We start from the raw sequence: 15,720 nt of genomic DNA, 5'->3' as shown, positions 1-15,720 counted from the left end.
GTCACGAGCAGAACTATGGAGAAAACGCATGCGCGTCAAGCACACTCGCGCCACAACGGTACTCACGCGCCTCGCCGCCGCGGCGCTCATCGTCGCCGCCGTGGGCGGCTGTAGCACGACAGACGACCCGGAGCGACCAGCCAGGGAGCAGGTCGACGTCATCGAACTCCAGGTACAGAACATCGGATACGAAGCTCTCGATCTCGGTCCGTCGGGGCCGAGTCTCGGCGATATGGATGTCTTCTCCGGCAACGCGATACAGGACGGACGCACCGTAGGACAGGGCGGCGGCTCGTGCCAGACATTGCGGGTCGACGGCGATCACGTCCTCATGCAGTGCGTGATCACGATGGAGCTCGAGCGCGGATCGGTGACCATGCAGTCCACCTGGACCAGGGGTGCGAGTCCGCTCGACATGGCCATCACGGGCGGCACCGGCGAGTATCGCAGTGCGCGAGGCACCGTTCGTTTCTGGGACATCGCAACCCCGAACGAGCGCGTGCGTGCCGAGGTCATCCGTTGACCCGGGGTATCGCCGTGGCAGTGATGTCGCGGGGTGCGGGTTGCCGCCTCGCGACGGGCGGCGATCTCCGTTTCCCCGCCGGTTCGTAGGCGCGACCATGAGGGATATGGATCGCCTCGACGTCATCGACACCTGCACCCGCATGGTCTGGCACACCGACCATCGTGAATGGGACCAGCTCGCAGCCGTTTTCCACGACAGCGTGCGACTGGACTACACGAGCCTCAACGGCGGCGAACCTGTCACGATGACGCCGGCGCAGATCGTGGCCGCCTGGCGCGAAACCCTGGGTGGTTTCGACGCCACTCAGCACCTGCTCGGCAATCACCTGGTGACCGTGGACGGCGACAGTGCGGTGTGCACCGCGTCCTTCCAGGCCACCCACCGCAGCTCCGACGCATTCGGCGCTTCGCTGTGGACCCTCGGCGGCAGCTACCGCTTCGACCTGGCACGCATCGGCGCCGCCTGGAAGATCAGCGGCGTGGTGATGACAGCGTCCTGGGGCGACGGCAATCGCGGCCTTCTGCCATGAAACCCGTCTTCGACATTTGTGATACGGAGTGACGTTCGTGAAAGTCGACTTCGACAGCGCCGGTGTCGAACTCATCGGCAATCTGTACCCTGCCCGCGCACGGCGGGCCGGCATCGGGGGTGGTGGTGGCCGGGACATGGACCAGCGTCAAGGAGCTGATGGCCGACCGCTACGCCCGGCGCCTGCTCGGCATCTGCGCGACCGCGATGTACATGTCCGACAACGCCGCCGACGACCCCGCCGTGAAATCCCTTGCGCTGGTAGCGCCGTGGCTGCACGACGCCACGATCTGTGCGCAGGTCTACGGCGGCAGCGAGGCGGTGGCCGCCACAACGAGGACGCCGCCATCCCCGACGGCGCGCGGCTTCCACGCCGGTCTGGCCGAGTCCGAGGACATCGTCTGGACCGAGGGCAACCAGTTCGATTTCTACGACCAGGAACCGCAGGTCACCATTGCCGTCGACGCCGTCGCCGCCCATTTCCAGCGAACTCTGTGAACCCACCGACAAGAAAACGATAGGAAGCTGATGATTCTCGTGACAGGAGCGACCGGCAATGTCGGCGCGGAAGTCGTCAAGGCGCTGACGGCAGCCGGGGAGCCCGTGCGAGCGCTGGTGCGCGATGCCTCGGGCACCGACGCGCCCGATGGCGTGGAGGTGGTGGCCGGCGATCTCACCGCGCCCGAGGCACTGAGCTTCGATGGGGTGCGCGCGATGTTCCTGCTGCCCGGCTACCCGGGTGTGGCGAAGACGGCCGCGCAGGCCGGTGTCGAACACATCGTGCAGCTCTCCGGCGTTTCCGCGGCCACCGGTGACACCGCCAACGCGATCACCCGCTACATGATGGCCGCCGAGCAGGAGACCACCGAGAGCGGGATGGCGTGGACCATTCTGCGGCCCTGCGCGTTCGCATCGAATGCCCTGCGCTGGCTGCCGCAGCTGCGCGACGGTGATGTGATCCAGGTGTCGTTCCCACGGGTGCGCACGGCTGCGCTGGATCCGCAGGACCTCGGCACGGTGGCCGCCACCGTCTTGCGAGCCGATTCCCATCACGGCGAGATCCTCTGGCCCACCGGGCCGGAACCGCTCACCCCGAACGAGCAGGTGGCGATCTTGGCCGAGGCCACCGGCCGCGATCTCACCTGCCTCGAACTCACCGACGATGAGGCGCGCGCCCAGATGCTGGAGACCACTCCCGTCGAATACGTGGACGCCTTCTTCGACTTCTACGTCGACGGGGCCATCGATGAATCCATCGTTCGCCCGACGGTGAAACAGATCCTCGGCCGCGCGCCGCGCACGTTCCGGCAATGGGCGGCGGACCACGCCGACGCCTTCCGCTGACCTGGCCCTCGAATCGGATGAGTGACCAGGGCGCCGGGCTGACTCGCGCTCGAACGGCCGGCCGGCCGATGCGTCCGGCCGAGCCGCCTGCCCCGGGAACACGCTCCGGCGGGGCAGGCAACCGGATCAAGAGTTCGTCGGGAAGCCCAGGTTCACCTGGCTTTCCGAAGGCTCCGGCCAGCGGGTGGTCACCACTTTGCTGCGGGTGTAGAAGTGGATGCTCTCCGGGCCGTAGATGTGGGTGTCGCCGAACAGCGATTTCTTCCAGCCGCCGAACGAGTAGGCGCCGATGGGCACCGGGATCGGGACGTTGACGCCGACCATGCCGACCTCCACATCGAACTCGAACTGGCGGGCGGACTTGCCGTCGCGGGTGAAGATGGCGACGCCGTTGCCGTAGTAGTTGGCATTGACCAGATCGACGGCTTCCTGGTAGCTGCCGACGCGGACGACGGCGAGGACCGGCCCGAAGATCTCGTCGTCGTAGACCTTCATACCGGGACGGACCTCGTCGATCAGGCTGACGCCGATGAAGAATCCATCGGAGTCGAACACCTGCTGACGGCCGTCGACCACGACCTTCGCACCCTCGGCGGCCGCGCCTGCCACATAACCGGCGACCCGATCCCTGGCTTCGCGGGTGATCAGCGGCCCCATCTCCGAGTCCGGATCCGAACCGGGCCCGATCCGCAGGGCCCGCACCCGATCGGTGATCTTGTCGATCAGCGGGTCGGCGACCTCGCCGACGGCGACCAGCACCGACACCGCCATGCATCGCTCGCCTGCGGAACCGTACGCGGCCGAGACCGCCGCGTCGGCCGCGGCGTCGAGGTCGGCGTCGGGCATGACCACCATGTGGTTCTTCGCCCCACCGAGGGCCTGCACGCGCTTGCCCTGGTCGGAGGCGCGGCGGTAGATGGCCTCCGCGATGGGTGTGGACCCGACGAAACTCACCGCGGCGACGTCGCTGTCGTCGATGAGTGCGTCGACGGCCTCCTTGTCGCCGTGCACCACATTCAGCACGCCATCCGGCAGACCCGCCTCACTGAAGAGTTCGGCGATGAACACAGCCGCGGAGGGATCCTTTTCACTCGGCTTGAGGATGACGGTGTTGCCGCAGGCAATGGCCGAGGACACCATCCACAGCGGCACCATCGCGGGGAAGTTGAACGGGGTGATGCAGGCGACCACACCGACCGGCTGCTTCACCTGATGGACGTCGACCCCGCCGGCGACCTGTTCGGAGTAGTCGCCCTTGAGCAGATGCGTGAGCCCGGCCACGAATTCGACGTTCTCCACGCCACGAGCGATCTCCCCCACCGCGTCGGCGACGGTCTTGCCGTGCTCGGCGGAGATGATCCGCGCCAGTTCCTCGCGTCGTTCGCCGATCAGGTGGCGCAGCCGGAAGAACACATCGGAGCGCTTGATGAGGCTGGTGGCGCGCCAGCCCGGCAGGGCGTTCTTGGCGATCTGGACGGCGTCGGCGACTTCCGGGGCGGAGGCGAAGACCACCTCGGCGGTCTGTGCGCCGGTGGCGGGGTCGAAGACCGGGCCGGTGCGTACCCCGGCGTCGATGCGTTTGCCGTTGAGGTAATGCGGAATGCGGTTCATGGTCTGCGTCTTTCGGGTCGGAAGGTCAGGCGATGGTGTCGTCGATGTGCTTGATGATCAGCGTGCAGTCGCGGTCGCCGAGGCCGCTGTCGACAAGGTCGCGCAGCTGGCCCGCGACGATGCTCGCCGTCGGCAGCGGGGTGCCGGTGGATTCGCCGGCCTGCAGCGCCAGGCCGATGTCCTTGTTGGCCAGGCTCGCGGCGAAGGTCGGATCGAAACCGTTGTTGGCGGCGGAGGTTTCGACGATTCCCGGTACCGGATACCAGGTGCGCAGCGCCCACGAATCCGCCGACGACACCGAGGCCACATTCCAGAACACCTGCGGGTCGAGCCCGAGCCGCTGGGCCAGCACCGCACCTTCGGCGCAGCCGGCCAGATTGATCAGCAGCATCATGTTGTTACAGATCTTGGCGGCCTGACCGGAGGTGGCGCCGCCGGTGCGAATGATGTTGCGGCTCATCGGCTCGACGAGTTCGGCCGCGGCGTCCACGGCATCGGGTTCGCCGCCGAGCATGAAGGTCAGCGTCGCGGCGGCGGCGCCGCTGATGCCGCCGGAGACGGGCGCGTCGACGAAGCGGAATCCTTGGGCGCGGGCCATCTCGTGCAGGGCGGCCGCGGTGTCGATATCGATGGTGGAGCTGTCCACCAGCAGCGCCGACGAATCCGCCCGGGCGAGTACCCCATCGGGGCCCTCGTACACCGCGCGGACATTCTCGCCCTTGGGCAGCATGGTGAACACGGCATCGACGCCCTGCACTGCCTCCGCGATCGACGCACAGGGCTTCACACCTTTCGCGGCCGCCGCGGCGAGCGCGTCGGCGTTCAGGTCGAAGCCGTGGACGGTGTGCCCTTTGGCCACCAGATTCGTCGTCATGGGGTGGCCCATATGGCCGAGGCCGATCCACGCGATTGTTGCCATCGTCGAGCTCCATCCTGATGTCGATTGGCATGAGATGAGTGATGCAGGCCACGCTATGGGACCCGACGCATTGAGATCAATGCAGTTTGCGACCTACTTTTGCAGCAAGGTGCTGCAAATTTGCAGCCACCATGGTGAGATCGCGGTATGACCGCAGAGCGACGACACATGGCCGCGGGCCAGCCCAACCCCGATGATCTGCTGGTCATGCTTGCCGTAGCGCGGCTCGGCAAATTCTCCGCGGCCGCCGATGCGCTCGGGGTGAACTCGACCACGGCGTCACGGCGCATCGCCGCACTCGAGAAGGCCATGGGCGGACGCGTCCTGGTGCGCGGATCGGGCGGGTGGGAACTCACCGAATTGGGTCGTGGCGCACTGGTCGTGGCCGAGGAGATCGAGCGATCCCTGCAGCAGCTGGCCACGCCCGCTCAGGCCGCCCGCGACGGGGTGAGTGGCCTGGTGCGGATCGCGGCCTCGGACGGCTTCGCGGTCCGGTTCGCCGTGCCGGCCCTTGCCCGGCTGCAGGAAAGCCATCCACGGCTGTCGGTCGAGCTGATCAGCGCCACCCGGCGGGTACGCCAGAACCGGTCGGGTGTGGATCTGGAAATCGTGGCGGGTCGGCCGGACGTGCATCGCGCCATCGCCCGCTATCTGACCAACTACTATCTGGGCCTCTATGCCGGCGAGACCTACCTGTCCCGTCATGGGAGCCCCGCGACGCTGGCCGATCTCGCCGACCACCGATTGATCTACTACATCGAATCCGCCTTGCAGGTCGACGAATTGGATCTGGCCGCCAAGCTGCTGCCGCAGCCAGCCACCAGCTTGCGTTCGACCAGTGTGTTCGCGCATGTGGAGGCCACGGTCGCGGGTGCCGGAATCGGCATCCTCCCGGTGTATCTGGCCGACGAGCGACCGGAACTTCGCCGCCTGCTGCGTGAGGAGTTCAATCCAGAGATCTCGTACTGGTCGGTGGCACGCGAGGAATCGTTGCGCAGCAACGCGGTACGCGCGGTGCTCGCCGCCCTGCGCAGTGAGGTCGAGTCGCGGTCGCACGAGCTGCGCGGACGTCCCGGCTGACCGTCCCGGCCCGCCGTTCGCTTCCGGCGCGCCCACGGGGCATGTAGAGTCGTATCCTTGCGCCTCGGCGTCGGGAGGGGGTTCGGCATGCTCACCGTTGCGCAGGATCTGCGCAGGTCGTCTGCGGTGTATTGGTATCTGGCGGTGGCCGGTTTCCGGCGGCAATGGCAATACAAACTGGCCATGTTCGCGGGACTGTTCACCAACTGTGTCTTCGGGCTCGTCCGCGCGGCGGTCATGGTGGCCGCGGTCGGGGCCGCGGGCAGTTTCGGCGACTACGACGCCGCGAGCATCGGCGCCTATGTGTGGATATCGCAGGGTCTGCTCGGCGCGGTCCAATTCATGGGGCCGAGTTCGGAATTGCGTGAACGGGTCCGCACCGGGGACATCGCGATCGACTTCCTGCGCCCGGTGGACGTGCAATTCGGCTATCTGGCAGCGGATCTGGGCCGCGCCACCTGCACCTTGCTACCGCGCGGTGTGCCGAGCATCCTGGTCGGGACACTCACGTTCGGATTGACCATGCCCACGACGCCGGGGCCCTATGTCGTCGGCTTGATCAGCGTGGCGCTGGCGGTCGCGGTGTCGTTTCTGTGCCTGTTCGCGGTGGCCACCGCCGGTTTCTGGGTGGTGGAGACACGCGGAATCGAAATCCTGCACCGCACCTGCGGAGTGTTCCTGGCCGGGCTGGCCGTGCCGATCCACGCGTTTCCCGACTGGTTGCGCACCGTCGCGAACGCCACGCCGTTCCCGTCCATCCTGCAGGCGCCGGTCGATGTGCTCTCGGGCCGGGTGCTCGGGGTCGACGCGCTCCAGGTCGTCGGCGTCCAGTTGTTCTGGGTGGTGACGATCGGTGCGCTCGGTCAGGTGCTCCTGCGGGCGGGTCGGCGCAAACTCGAGGTGCAGGGTGGTTGATCGAACCGCGGCCGGCACCTGGCTCACCCCCTATCGTGCGGTATTGCGTTCGCGCCTCGACGCTCAGCGCAGCTACCGGCTCTCCTTCGCCAGCGATCTGTTCGGCTCGCTGTTGCTGGGGCTGGCCGAGTTCGGCGAAGTATGGGTGATCTTCGGCAGCGGGCGGGTGCTCGGTGGACTCGATCTGGATGGCGCGTTGTTGCTGTTCGGATTGAGCAATACCGCGTTCGCGCTGGCCCAGGTGCTGTTCGGGCACCTCGACCAGCTGCCGACGCTGATCCGGCTCGGCACCCTCGACATCTACCACCTGCGCCCGCAACCACTACTGCTGCAATTGATCACCGGCGATATCGCGCTGCGCCGATTCGCCCGCGCGATCGTCTCGATCACGGTGCTGATCGTCGGGTTGGCTCGCAACGATATCGATTGGTCGCTCGCCTCGGTCGCCCTGCTGGTCATGGCGCTGGCGAGTGGTATCGCGCTGTTCGGCGGTTTGTTCGTCTGCGCCGCCGGCTGCCAGTTCTATCTGATCGACGGCTCCGAACTCACCAACAGCTTCACCTACGGCGGCGTCTTCGCCGCCACCCAGCCCGCCTCGGTGTTCCCACCACCGTTGCGGCTGCTGTTCGGCTTCGCCATCCCGGTCGCGTTCACTGCCTACCTGCCCGCCATCGCCCTGCTCGGCGTGCCGGGGCCGGCGTTTCTGCCGGCCTGGCTTGCCTGGCTGACGCCGCTGGCCGCGCTGTGGGTATGGCTGATCGCGCTCGGCGCATGGCGGCTCGGCACCAGGCACTACCAGGGAGGCGGCGGATAGATGAACGACGGGCCGATCATCGAGATCGAGAATCTGACCAGGCAATTCGTTCTGCGTCGCAAGCACGGCGACCGCTGGCGCAAGCGTCGGGAAGTGCTCACCGCCGTCGACCGGATGAGCTTCCGGATCGAACGCGGCGCGGCGGTGGGCTATATCGGCGCCAACGGTGCGGGCAAATCCACCACCATCAAGATGCTGACCGGCATTCTGGTGCCGACCTCCGGGCAGGTGCGGACCTGTGGCCTCGAGCCGGTGCGTCAGCGCAGGCAGCTGGCGAGCCGCATCGGTGTGGTCTTCGGTCAGCGGTCCCAGCTGTGGTGGGATCTGCCGCTGCGCGAATCGTTTTCGATTCTCTCCGCGATCCATCGGCTGGACCCGGAGATCGCCCGCAAACGCACGCACGAGCTGGTCGAGCAGCTGGAGATGAGCGACACCCTCGATACCCCGGTGCGCCAGCTATCGCTGGGCCAGCGCATGCGCGCCGAGGTGGCGGCGGCGTTGCTGCACTCCCCCGACCTCGTCATCCTGGACGAGCCGACCATCGGACTCGATGTGCTGTCCAAGCAGCGATTGCGCGAATTCCTGCGCGATGAGCGCACCCAGCGCGGCACCACCTTGCTGCTGACCACCCACGATATGGGCGATATCGAGCGGCTCTGCGATCGCGTGCTGGTGGTCGATCACGGCCGCTTGGTCTACGACGGAACGCTGGCCGGGCTCGGCGCGACCGTCGGCGCACGGCGGGTCCTGGTGGTGGATCTGGCCGAAGCGACACCGGATCTGAACGATCTGCCGGGTGCGACCTTGGTGTCCAGCGAAGGCGGCGGGGTGCGGCAACGGCTGGCCTTCGATGCCGAAAACACCACCGCTGCTTCGCTTCTGGCGGCGGTCTCGGAGCGAGCAGAGGTACGTGATCTGTCCATCGAGGAGCCGGAGATCGAGGACATCGTGCGCCGGATCTACCAGTCCGCCCGCTGACCAACCGGCGCGCTCGCACGGCGCCACACGCAGGTGCGCGACACGCGGGCGGACACGTAACACCACAGGTAGCCGGGTGGATGAAGGGGTGAACGCGAGCACCTCTCGCGCGAGGAAAGTCTACCGGCGCGGCACCCACCGCGCCGCAGCTCGGACCTGTCCGACGTAATCCGGAGCGACTCGGCGCCGGATGGTCGAGCCCGTCCGGTCATGAAGGTGAACGATGACGACGATAGCGCTGCTCGCGGCGATGATGCTCGCGTTGCTGATCGGCACAGCACTCGGGATCCACACCGCCCGCGATGAACATCGGGCCGGAAGCCTGCGGGGCAGATATTGCCGTAGACGATCGCGTCGTCGATACTGGCTGACGTTCGCCTGATCCGAAAACCTTTGGGGGGAGCCGATCATGGTCAAGTCCCGGCCTGTGCTCGTCATACTCGGCGCGTTGCTCGCCGCCGTCCTGGTGCTGTCGATGACCGGGTGCGGTTCGAGTAAGAAACGCCGCTCGTCGAGTTCCTCACACGGCGCGGCGGCCACCAGCACGCAGGCATTCCAGAACTGCAAGCAGGTGTGGGATGCCGGGAAGGCTCCGCTGCGGCGCGGCAGTGCCGGCTACACGACCCAGCTCGATCAGCTCGACAGTAAGAACGACGGCCTCGCCTGCGCCGACCGTCCGGCCGCCACGTCGACCACCAAACGCGTGATACCGGGAGCGGCCACGCAGAGCCCGCCGACGCCGACGGGCGCACCGGCGCCGAAGCCGGATCCGGGCGGTTCCGCCTCCCCCGGCACCACCCGGGCGCCCGAACACACCTCCAGTGGGGATTCCGACAGCCGCAACCGCTCGGGCACCGGCTCGGGACGTTCCGGGTCGGGCAGCCGCTCCGGTTCCAGCCGGCGCTGACGAGCCCGACTCCCCAGCGCCGACGACGGTTGTACTATCGGCAGACGTGACCATCCGCGCGATACGTACCCCGGGTATGCGGGTCGTTGTCGCGTTCCTGTTCGCGGTGTGGTCGATCGCGATGTCGCTGCCGGAATGCCACGTGTTCCCGGCGCACCCCTCGGCCGTCGTGCATCCCCATATCGAATCGACCGACCCCGGCATCGCGACCCCGGAGGCGGTACGTGCGCTGGCGATCCCGCATCCGCACGCCGGTGAACCGGATCGGCATCTGCCCACCGAAGCGGTGCTCGCGACGCTGCCGCGCAGCGGCGCCAGCCTGTTCGACCTGCTGGTCCTCGCCGCGCTGCTGATCGTCGCGCTCGCGCTGACGGCAACGCTCGCCCACGGCGTGCGGGCGCCACCGTCCAGCGGCGCACCGGCCGTCAGCGGCCGGGAATTGCTGACTCGATTCTGTATCGCCAGGAACTGATCGGGCAGCGTCAGGCCGATGCTGCCGGGCCGGCCGGTGTTCGTGCATTCCGCACTCACACCTGTTCGCTGCGATCAGCGACCGCACAGAATCGACTGTTCACCATGTCTTCTGCACTGCACAGTGCTGCCCTCTCCCCGACCGCGCTCGCCGGCGCGGTGGCCTCGCACCCCACCGCTCCCCGTACCGATACCGTCAGTCCCGCCGCCCTGCTGACCACGGCGAATCGGTGCCCCCGACCAGCCACGATGGTCGGCAACACCCCTGTGCTGTGGATCACCGAACCGCTCGCGCCGGCCGGCCGCGGGTTCTGGGCGAAACTCGAGGGCGCCAATCCGGGCGGTATGAAAGACCGCACCGCCTTGCACATGGTCGAACGTGCCACCGCACGTGGCGCGCTGGCTCCTGGCGCCCAGATCATCGAATCGACCAGCGGCACGCTCGGCCTCGGTCTCGCGCTGGCCGGGATGGTGCACGGCCACCCCGTCACCCTCGTCACCGATCCCGGCCTGGAACCGTTGATGCGCCACATGCTCGCCGCCTACGGCGCCCGCGTAGAGCTCGTCGAGGAATCGCATCCGGTCGGCGGCTGGCAGCAGGCCCGCCGCGATCGGGTCGCGCAGCTAATGGCCGAGGACCCGAAGGCCTGGTGCCCGGATCAGTACCGCAATCCCGACAACCGGGAGGCCTACCGTTCACTGGCGCTGGAGCTGGTGGCGCAGCTGGGCCGGATCGACGTGCTGGTCTGTTCGGTGGGCACCGGCGGCCACTCCTCCGGGGTGGCCCGGGTACTGCGCGAGTACTTCCCGGATCTGCGGCTCGTCGGGGTCGACACGGTGGCCTCCACCATCTTCGGCCAGCCTGCGGGCCCGCGACTGATGCGCGGGCTCGGCTCCAGCATCCATCCCGAGAACGTCGACTACGACGCCTTCGACGAAATCCATTGGGTCGCACCGGAGGAAGCGGTGTGGGCCTGCCGGGCGCTGACCGCGACCCACCATGCCAGCGGCGGCTGGAGTGTCGGCGCCGTCGCGCTGGTGGCCGGATGGCTGGCCCGTACCACCGAACCCCACGTGCGCATCGCCGCCGTGTTCCCGGACGGTCCGCTGCGATACTTCGACACCGTCTACAACGACGACTACTGCCGCGCGCACGGCTTGCTCGACGCCGCGATTCCGGACGAGCCCGCCACCATCGGCCACCCGGACGATGCCGTCGTCACCAGCTGGACCCGGTGCACCACTGTGATCGATCCGCGGGGTCGCGGCCGCGCCGACCAGACGTCCACCCCGCATGGTGCCATCGCGTCGAGTATCGACCCGCGCCACGACATCACTCAGGAGAGCAGCCGGTGACCGAGTTCCTCGCCACCTATCGCAGTTTCAGCAAGCCGAGCCGGATGCTGATGATCAATCAGTTCGCCATCAACACCGGCTTCTTCATGCTGATGCCGTATCTGGCCGGGTACATGGCAGGCCCGTTGGGTCTGGCGGCCTGGGCGGTCGGGCTGGTGCTCGGCATCCGCAATTTCAGCCAGCAAGGCATGTTCCTGGTGGGTGGCACGCTGGCCGACCGGCTCGGATACAAACCGTTGATCGTCGCGGGATGTCTGCTGCGCACGGGCGGCTTCGCGCTACTGGCCTTCGCCGATTCGCTGCCTGCCCTGATCATCGCCTCGGCCGCAACGGGATTCGCGGGCGCCCTGTTCAATCCGGCGGTACGGGCCTATCTCGCGGTGGACTCCGCCGATCGCCGCGTCGAGGCCTTCGCCATGTTCAATATCTTCTACCAGGCGGGGATCCTGTTCGGACCGGTGGTCGGGCTTGCCTTGATGGCCTTCGATTTCCGGGCCACCGCCGCCGGGTCCGCGATCGTTTTCGCGTTACTGACCGTCGCCCAGTTGCGCGCGCTGCCACAGCATGAGGCGGAGCAGAAGACGGCCTCGGTGCTCGACGATTGGCGGGTCGTCCTGGCCAATCGGCCGTTCCTGCTGTTCTCCGCGGCCATGATCGGCTGTTACGTGCTGTCGTTCCAGGTGTATCTGGCCCTGCCGATGCAGGCGACCAGGGTCGTGGGAGCCGAGGCCGCCGCCACGCTGATGACGGCGGTGTTCGTGGTGTCGGGGCTGATCGCCATCGCGGGCCAGCTGCGGATCACCCGCTGGTTCGCCGCACGCTGGGGGCGGCCGCAGAGCCTGGTTCTCGGCATGGGCATCCTGGCGGCCGCGTTCGTGCCGTTGTTGCTGGTACCCGGCACCGGGCTCGGCACCCCGGTCGCGATCGGGGCCATGCTGTCGACGGCGGCGGTGCTCGGTGTCGGTGCGGCGGCGGTGTTCCCGTTCGAGATGGATACCGTGGTCGCGCTGTGCGGTGATCGGCTGGTGGCCACCCATTACGGGCTGTACAACACCATCGTCGGCGTCGGCATCCTGCTCGGCAATCTGGGCACGGGCACCATCCTGGACGCGGCGCGCGCGGCCGGAGTCAGTTCGCTGGCGTGGGCCGGCTTGATCGCGATCGGCGTGGTCTCGGCGGGCGGGCTGGCCCTGCTCGCCCGAGCCGGACGGTTGGACGCGCCGGTTCCCGTCGGCTGACACACCGGTGGGTGGTGTGCACCGGGATTCCGGGCACACCACCCACGGCCGCGCCGAGCGTTTACTTCATGGCACTTGGGCCGTCCGGCATGCCGGGTTCGCGAGCGCCCTGGTCGAGCCGGAACGGCGGGTACTCGTCGCGCATGAGCGAGGCGTACGCCTGTACACGCAACGCCCAGCGCTGAATGCCGAGGACGAAATCGAACAGGCCTCCGGGGTAGCGCGCGGTGAACAGCAACGCGATGACCGCGAACAACACCAGCAGGCCGAGCACCGGCGGCGCATAGGCGCCCGACCACTCCTCATCCCAGCCCGTCGCCGCCCAGGTACCGCTGACCATGGCCCCGACCAGCAGATAGTGCGGGATCGCCAGCAACCACCACTTCACCAGCACCAGGCCGCGATGCAGGCGTTCGGGATAGTCGACGACGACGTCGGCCGGATAGTCCGGCTTCGAATCGAGCGAGAACGGCGGGTATTTGTCGGTGCCGAGCACCCCCCACGCATAGAAGCTGACCCGCCACGACCAGCGCATCACCCCGACATTGAATTCGAACAGCGCCCGCGGGTACCGGCCGGTGAACAGAATCGCGAAGAATGCGATGATCGTGACGATCGCGTAGGCGATGTGCAAGAAGAACAACACGATGTAGTGCGGAATAGCGAGAATCCACTTCACCAGCCACATCCACCGCGACAGCGTGGGATCGAGATCGCCGCGGACGTAGACGGGATAGCCGGATGTCGCGGGGGCGCCGATATTCTCGGGATTGTCGGGTTGCATGTTTCGACACTCCTTCACCGATGCTCGGGGAGCAGGGCGGCACGATGGCCGTATGTGGCGATTGTGTCCCACAACAGCTTCGACTTCGACAACGTTGCGGTACCGACACGCCAACAAATCATTCGCCGGGCGAACAAAGTTGGTGTCGCGGGCTTTCCGGAACGGAATTCGCCTCAGTGTGGCGCTTCGCCGTGCGCGGAGTACAGACTGATATCGCCGTCCTCGCCGAGGAACGCGTTGACCAGCATGATGCGATCCTCGCGCAGCACATCGGGTTCGGGTGCGCTGGTGGTGATGGTGATCTGCGGAATCGACGACCAATTCACGACGTAGCGTTGCGGCGGGCCCTCGTCGTCGGACAGCCGGGCCAGCCGGAACACCGATACCGTCTGGCGCAGCATGAGATCGCGGATGACCTCGGCGATTCGCTCGGGGTCTTCCAGCGCGAACATGAAGCCGAATGTCAACTCGGGCGAGGACACGTAGGCGGGCACAAACTCCGAGGCTAGCCCATCGAGGTGCGGTGCGCAGGCACTACGCGCTGGCAGTTGCCGGGGATGCGCCGGGGCGGATCGACGCGATCCGCAGGCGGTGCGGGCGGGCAAGCGGCACAGCGCGGATCGCACCGGCGCCGAGAGTTGCCCGTCCCAGTCGGACCTCTCGGCGCCGGCGCTGCCATCCACGGGGTTCGCCGCGATGGTGGTCGGCGGACCCGCGGCTACCGCGGGCCGTCGGACTCGGGTTCGACGATCTCGGCCTCGACATAGCTCGCCGGCGGGGCGGCGGCGTCGAATCGAGGATCGTCGGCCGGATCGGCGAGCCGGGGTTCGGCGTCGAGCCCTTGGTCGTCGGCGTCGGCCTCGATCGGGCCCGCGGCGGCGTCGCGTTTGGCCGCGGCCGCCGCTTCGTTCATTTCGATCGCGTCGGTGATCCACTCACCGATCTCCCGGGTGACCTCCTGGACGGTGCCGGTGATGATGGTGGCGATATTGCCGACATGCCGGGCGCCGGAGGACGTCAATTCCTGGATCAGATCTTTGTTGGCTTCGAATTTCCCGATCATTTACACGCCCACTTCGGTAGCCTTCCGCTGTCGCATCACGATAACACCGGGGGCCTTTCGCTTCCGTAGTGCAGCGGGCAGCAGGCCGGCGAAACGGGATTCGAGCAGACTCGGCGGCAGCGCCAGCTGGAAAATCTTCACCCACACCGAAGCGATCTGCTTGCTGAACGGCCCGGTGTTGTACGGGAGACCGTATTTCCGGCACAGCGCCTCGACCTCGGGTGCCATCTCCGGGTAGCGGTTGGCGGGCAGGTCGGGGAACAGATGGTGCTCGATCTGATGCGACAGGTTGCCCGACATGATGTGGAACAGTTTGCTGCCGGTGATGTTGGCCGAGCCGAGCATCTGCCGGACATACCACTCACCGCGGGTCTCGAATTCGGTCTCCTCTTCGGTGAACGTCTGTACGCCCGAGGGGAAGTGTCCGCAGAAGATGATCGAGTACGCCCACAGGTTGCGGACCAGGTTCGCGGTGAAGTTGCCCGCCAGCGTGCTGACGAACAGCGGCCCGGTCAGCGCGGGGAAGATGAGGTAGTCCTTGAGCACCTGGCGCCCGGACTTCCGCAGCTGCCCCTTGATCAGCGGCTTCAGATCCGACCACTTGCGCTTGCCCTGGATGATGTTGTCGGCCTCCAGGTCGTGCAGCATCACGCCCCACTCGAAGAAGACCATCAGCAGGAAGGCGTACACCGGATTGCCCAGGTAGTACGGATTCCACTTCTGATCCTCGTCGATGCGCAGGACGCCGTAGCCGATGTCGCGGTCGCGGCCGTGGATGTTGGTGTAGGTGTGGTGCATGTAGTTGTGCGAATGCTTCCACTGGTCGGCCGGGCAGACCGTATCCCATTCGAACACCCGGGAATTGAGGCCCTGTTCACGCATCCAGTCGTACTGGCCGTGCATGACGTTGTGGCCGATCTCCATGTTGTCCAGGATCTTGGACACCCCGAGCGCGGCGACGCCGGCCAGCCAGAACGGCGGCAGGAACCCCAGGTACATCAGGCCGCGACCGGCGATTTCGAAACCGCGCTGCGCCTTGATGATCGAGTAGATGTATTCACGGTCGCGTTCGCCGAGGTCGGCGACGATGCGGTCGCGGAGCTCGTCGAGCGCGCGGCCGATCTCCTCGACCTGCTCCGGCGTGAGGACGAGTGGGCCGTCCTTCGTCTCGGTCAGAATGGTCATC

At 67.2% G+C, this 15,720-nt stretch carries 19 protein-coding genes; 13 read left to right on the top strand and 6 right to left on the bottom strand.

The genetic code is table 11. The features are described 5' to 3' along the window. The first annotated feature begins 28 nt into the window (after positions 1-28). From AC4HOU_RS24705 to AC4HOU_RS24690, 4 genes are all read left to right on the top strand, one after another. On the top strand, positions 29-523 hold the full coding sequence (locus tag AC4HOU_RS24705; protein ID WP_490725379.1) for an allene oxide cyclase barrel-like domain-containing protein: 495 nt from the start codon (positions 29-31) through the stop codon (positions 521-523). 106 nt (positions 524-629) lie between these two features. Next, complete coding sequence (locus AC4HOU_RS24700) at positions 630-1,055, top strand: nuclear transport factor 2 family protein (RefSeq protein ID WP_490725377.1); 426 nt, start codon at positions 630-632, stop codon at positions 1,053-1,055. A gap of 125 nt (positions 1,056-1,180) precedes the next feature. Beyond that, a complete protein-coding gene (locus tag AC4HOU_RS24695) occupies positions 1,181-1,552 on the top strand; it encodes a hypothetical protein (protein WP_490725375.1) in 372 nt (123 codons plus the stop codon). Positions 1,553-1,582: 30 nt separating this feature from the next. Next, complete coding sequence (locus tag AC4HOU_RS24690) at positions 1,583-2,398, top strand: NAD(P)H-binding protein (protein ID WP_490725373.1); 816 nt, start codon at positions 1,583-1,585, stop codon at positions 2,396-2,398. Between the two features lie 126 nt (positions 2,399-2,524). Here AC4HOU_RS24690 and AC4HOU_RS24685 read toward each other — a convergent pair whose 3' ends face one another. Together AC4HOU_RS24685 and mmsB are read right to left on the bottom strand one after the other, a co-directional pair. Next, positions 2,525-4,009: a CoA-acylating methylmalonate-semialdehyde dehydrogenase gene (locus tag AC4HOU_RS24685; protein ID WP_194991238.1), complete on the bottom strand. Its 1,485-nt coding sequence runs from the start codon at positions 4,007-4,009 to the stop codon at positions 2,525-2,527. A gap of 25 nt (positions 4,010-4,034) precedes the next feature. Further along, positions 4,035-4,928 carry a 3-hydroxyisobutyrate dehydrogenase gene (gene mmsB, locus AC4HOU_RS24680; protein WP_195021430.1) on the bottom strand — a complete coding sequence of 298 codons (894 nt, stop codon included), beginning with the start codon at positions 4,926-4,928 and terminating at the stop codon, positions 4,035-4,037. 147 nt (positions 4,929-5,075) lie between these two features. On the opposite strand from mmsB, the gene AC4HOU_RS24675 reads away from it, so the two are divergent. From AC4HOU_RS24675 to AC4HOU_RS24635, 9 genes are all read left to right on the top strand, one after another. Next, positions 5,076-6,008 (top strand): LysR family transcriptional regulator, encoded by a 933-nt coding sequence (locus tag AC4HOU_RS24675; RefSeq protein ID WP_375139407.1) that lies wholly within the window; start codon positions 5,076-5,078, stop codon positions 6,006-6,008. Between the two features lie 87 nt (positions 6,009-6,095). Beyond that, positions 6,096-6,923 carry an ABC transporter permease gene (locus AC4HOU_RS24670; RefSeq protein ID WP_194991236.1) on the top strand — a complete coding sequence of 276 codons (828 nt, stop codon included), beginning with the start codon at positions 6,096-6,098 and terminating at the stop codon, positions 6,921-6,923. Then, complete coding sequence (locus tag AC4HOU_RS24665; protein ID WP_163814823.1) at positions 6,916-7,737, top strand: ABC transporter permease; 822 nt, start codon at positions 6,916-6,918, stop codon at positions 7,735-7,737. The genes AC4HOU_RS24670 and AC4HOU_RS24665 overlap by 8 nt, the downstream gene beginning before the upstream one ends. Then, a complete protein-coding gene (locus tag AC4HOU_RS24660) occupies positions 7,738-8,715 on the top strand; it encodes an ABC transporter ATP-binding protein (protein WP_194991235.1) in 978 nt (325 codons plus the stop codon). Between the two features lie 223 nt (positions 8,716-8,938). Beyond that, the gene (locus AC4HOU_RS24655) at positions 8,939-9,097 is read left to right on the top strand and encodes a hypothetical protein (protein ID WP_194991234.1); all 159 of its coding nucleotides are present in this window, start codon (positions 8,939-8,941) and stop codon (positions 9,095-9,097) included. Positions 9,098-9,124: 27 nt separating this feature from the next. After that, positions 9,125-9,622: an excalibur calcium-binding domain-containing protein gene (locus AC4HOU_RS24650; protein ID WP_194991233.1), complete on the top strand. Its 498-nt coding sequence runs from the start codon at positions 9,125-9,127 to the stop codon at positions 9,620-9,622. A 46-nt stretch (positions 9,623-9,668) separates the two neighbouring features. After that, complete coding sequence (gene lpqS, locus AC4HOU_RS24645) at positions 9,669-10,094, top strand: putative copper homeostasis (lipo)protein LpqS (protein WP_163814826.1); 426 nt, start codon at positions 9,669-9,671, stop codon at positions 10,092-10,094. 248 nt (positions 10,095-10,342) lie between these two features. After that, the gene (locus AC4HOU_RS24640; RefSeq protein ID WP_324191424.1) at positions 10,343-11,449 is read left to right on the top strand and encodes a PLP-dependent cysteine synthase family protein; all 1,107 of its coding nucleotides are present in this window, start codon (positions 10,343-10,345) and stop codon (positions 11,447-11,449) included. Beyond that, positions 11,446-12,687 (top strand): MFS transporter, encoded by a 1,242-nt coding sequence (locus AC4HOU_RS24635; protein ID WP_280499234.1) that lies wholly within the window; start codon positions 11,446-11,448, stop codon positions 12,685-12,687. Before AC4HOU_RS24640 ends, AC4HOU_RS24635 begins: the two co-directional genes overlap by 4 nt. A 61-nt stretch (positions 12,688-12,748) precedes the next feature. Here AC4HOU_RS24635 and AC4HOU_RS24630 read toward each other — a convergent pair whose 3' ends face one another. From AC4HOU_RS24630 to AC4HOU_RS24615, 4 genes are all read right to left on the bottom strand, one after another. Continuing rightward, entirely contained in the window at positions 12,749-13,471 is a 723-nt protein-coding gene (locus AC4HOU_RS24630) for a DUF4389 domain-containing protein (protein WP_194991026.1), read from the bottom strand. A gap of 173 nt (positions 13,472-13,644) precedes the next feature. Further along, on the bottom strand, positions 13,645-13,965 hold the full coding sequence (locus AC4HOU_RS24625) for a hypothetical protein (protein WP_163814828.1): 321 nt from the start codon (positions 13,963-13,965) through the stop codon (positions 13,645-13,647). 224 nt (positions 13,966-14,189) lie between these two features. Continuing rightward, the gene (locus tag AC4HOU_RS24620; protein ID WP_163814829.1) at positions 14,190-14,534 is read right to left on the bottom strand and encodes a hypothetical protein; all 345 of its coding nucleotides are present in this window, start codon (positions 14,532-14,534) and stop codon (positions 14,190-14,192) included. Beyond that, positions 14,535-15,719: a fatty acid desaturase family protein gene (locus tag AC4HOU_RS24615; protein WP_194991025.1), complete on the bottom strand. Its 1,185-nt coding sequence runs from the start codon at positions 15,717-15,719 to the stop codon at positions 14,535-14,537. It abuts the gene before it with no gap. Between the last annotated feature and the right edge of the window lies 1 nt (position 15,720).

The sequence above is a fragment of the Nocardia sp. JCM 38205 genome, from assembly GCF_058222935.1.
This window is presented reverse-complemented; position numbering and strand designations above follow the sequence as displayed.

Coding starts and splice junctions, on each gene's coding strand:
- AC4HOU_RS24675 (WP_375139407.1), top strand. CDS start 5,076: ATGACCGCAGAGCGACGACACATGGCCGCGGGCCAGCCCAACCCCGAT.
- AC4HOU_RS24655 (WP_194991234.1), top strand. CDS start 8,939: ATGACGACGATAGCGCTGCTCGCGGCGATGATGCTCGCGTTGCTGATC.
- AC4HOU_RS24690 (WP_490725373.1), top strand. CDS start 1,583: ATGATTCTCGTGACAGGAGCGACCGGCAATGTCGGCGCGGAAGTCGTC.
- AC4HOU_RS24685 (WP_194991238.1), bottom strand. CDS start 4,009: ATGAACCGCATTCCGCATTACCTCAACGGCAAACGCATCGACGCCGGG.
- AC4HOU_RS24670 (WP_194991236.1), top strand. CDS start 6,096: ATGCTCACCGTTGCGCAGGATCTGCGCAGGTCGTCTGCGGTGTATTGG.
- AC4HOU_RS24630 (WP_194991026.1), bottom strand. CDS start 13,471: ATGCAACCCGACAATCCCGAGAATATCGGCGCCCCCGCGACATCCGGC.
- AC4HOU_RS24615 (WP_194991025.1), bottom strand. CDS start 15,719: ATGACCATTCTGACCGAGACGAAGGACGGCCCACTCGTCCTCACGCCG.
- AC4HOU_RS24650 (WP_194991233.1), top strand. CDS start 9,125: ATGGTCAAGTCCCGGCCTGTGCTCGTCATACTCGGCGCGTTGCTCGCC.
- AC4HOU_RS24640 (WP_324191424.1), top strand. CDS start 10,343: ATGGTCGGCAACACCCCTGTGCTGTGGATCACCGAACCGCTCGCGCCG.
- AC4HOU_RS24705 (WP_490725379.1), top strand. CDS start 29: ATGCGCGTCAAGCACACTCGCGCCACAACGGTACTCACGCGCCTCGCC.
- AC4HOU_RS24660 (WP_194991235.1), top strand. CDS start 7,738: ATGAACGACGGGCCGATCATCGAGATCGAGAATCTGACCAGGCAATTC.
- mmsB (WP_195021430.1), bottom strand. CDS start 4,928: ATGGCAACAATCGCGTGGATCGGCCTCGGCCATATGGGCCACCCCATG.
- AC4HOU_RS24620 (WP_163814829.1), bottom strand. CDS start 14,534: ATGATCGGGAAATTCGAAGCCAACAAAGATCTGATCCAGGAATTGACG.
- AC4HOU_RS24700 (WP_490725377.1), top strand. CDS start 630: ATGGATCGCCTCGACGTCATCGACACCTGCACCCGCATGGTCTGGCAC.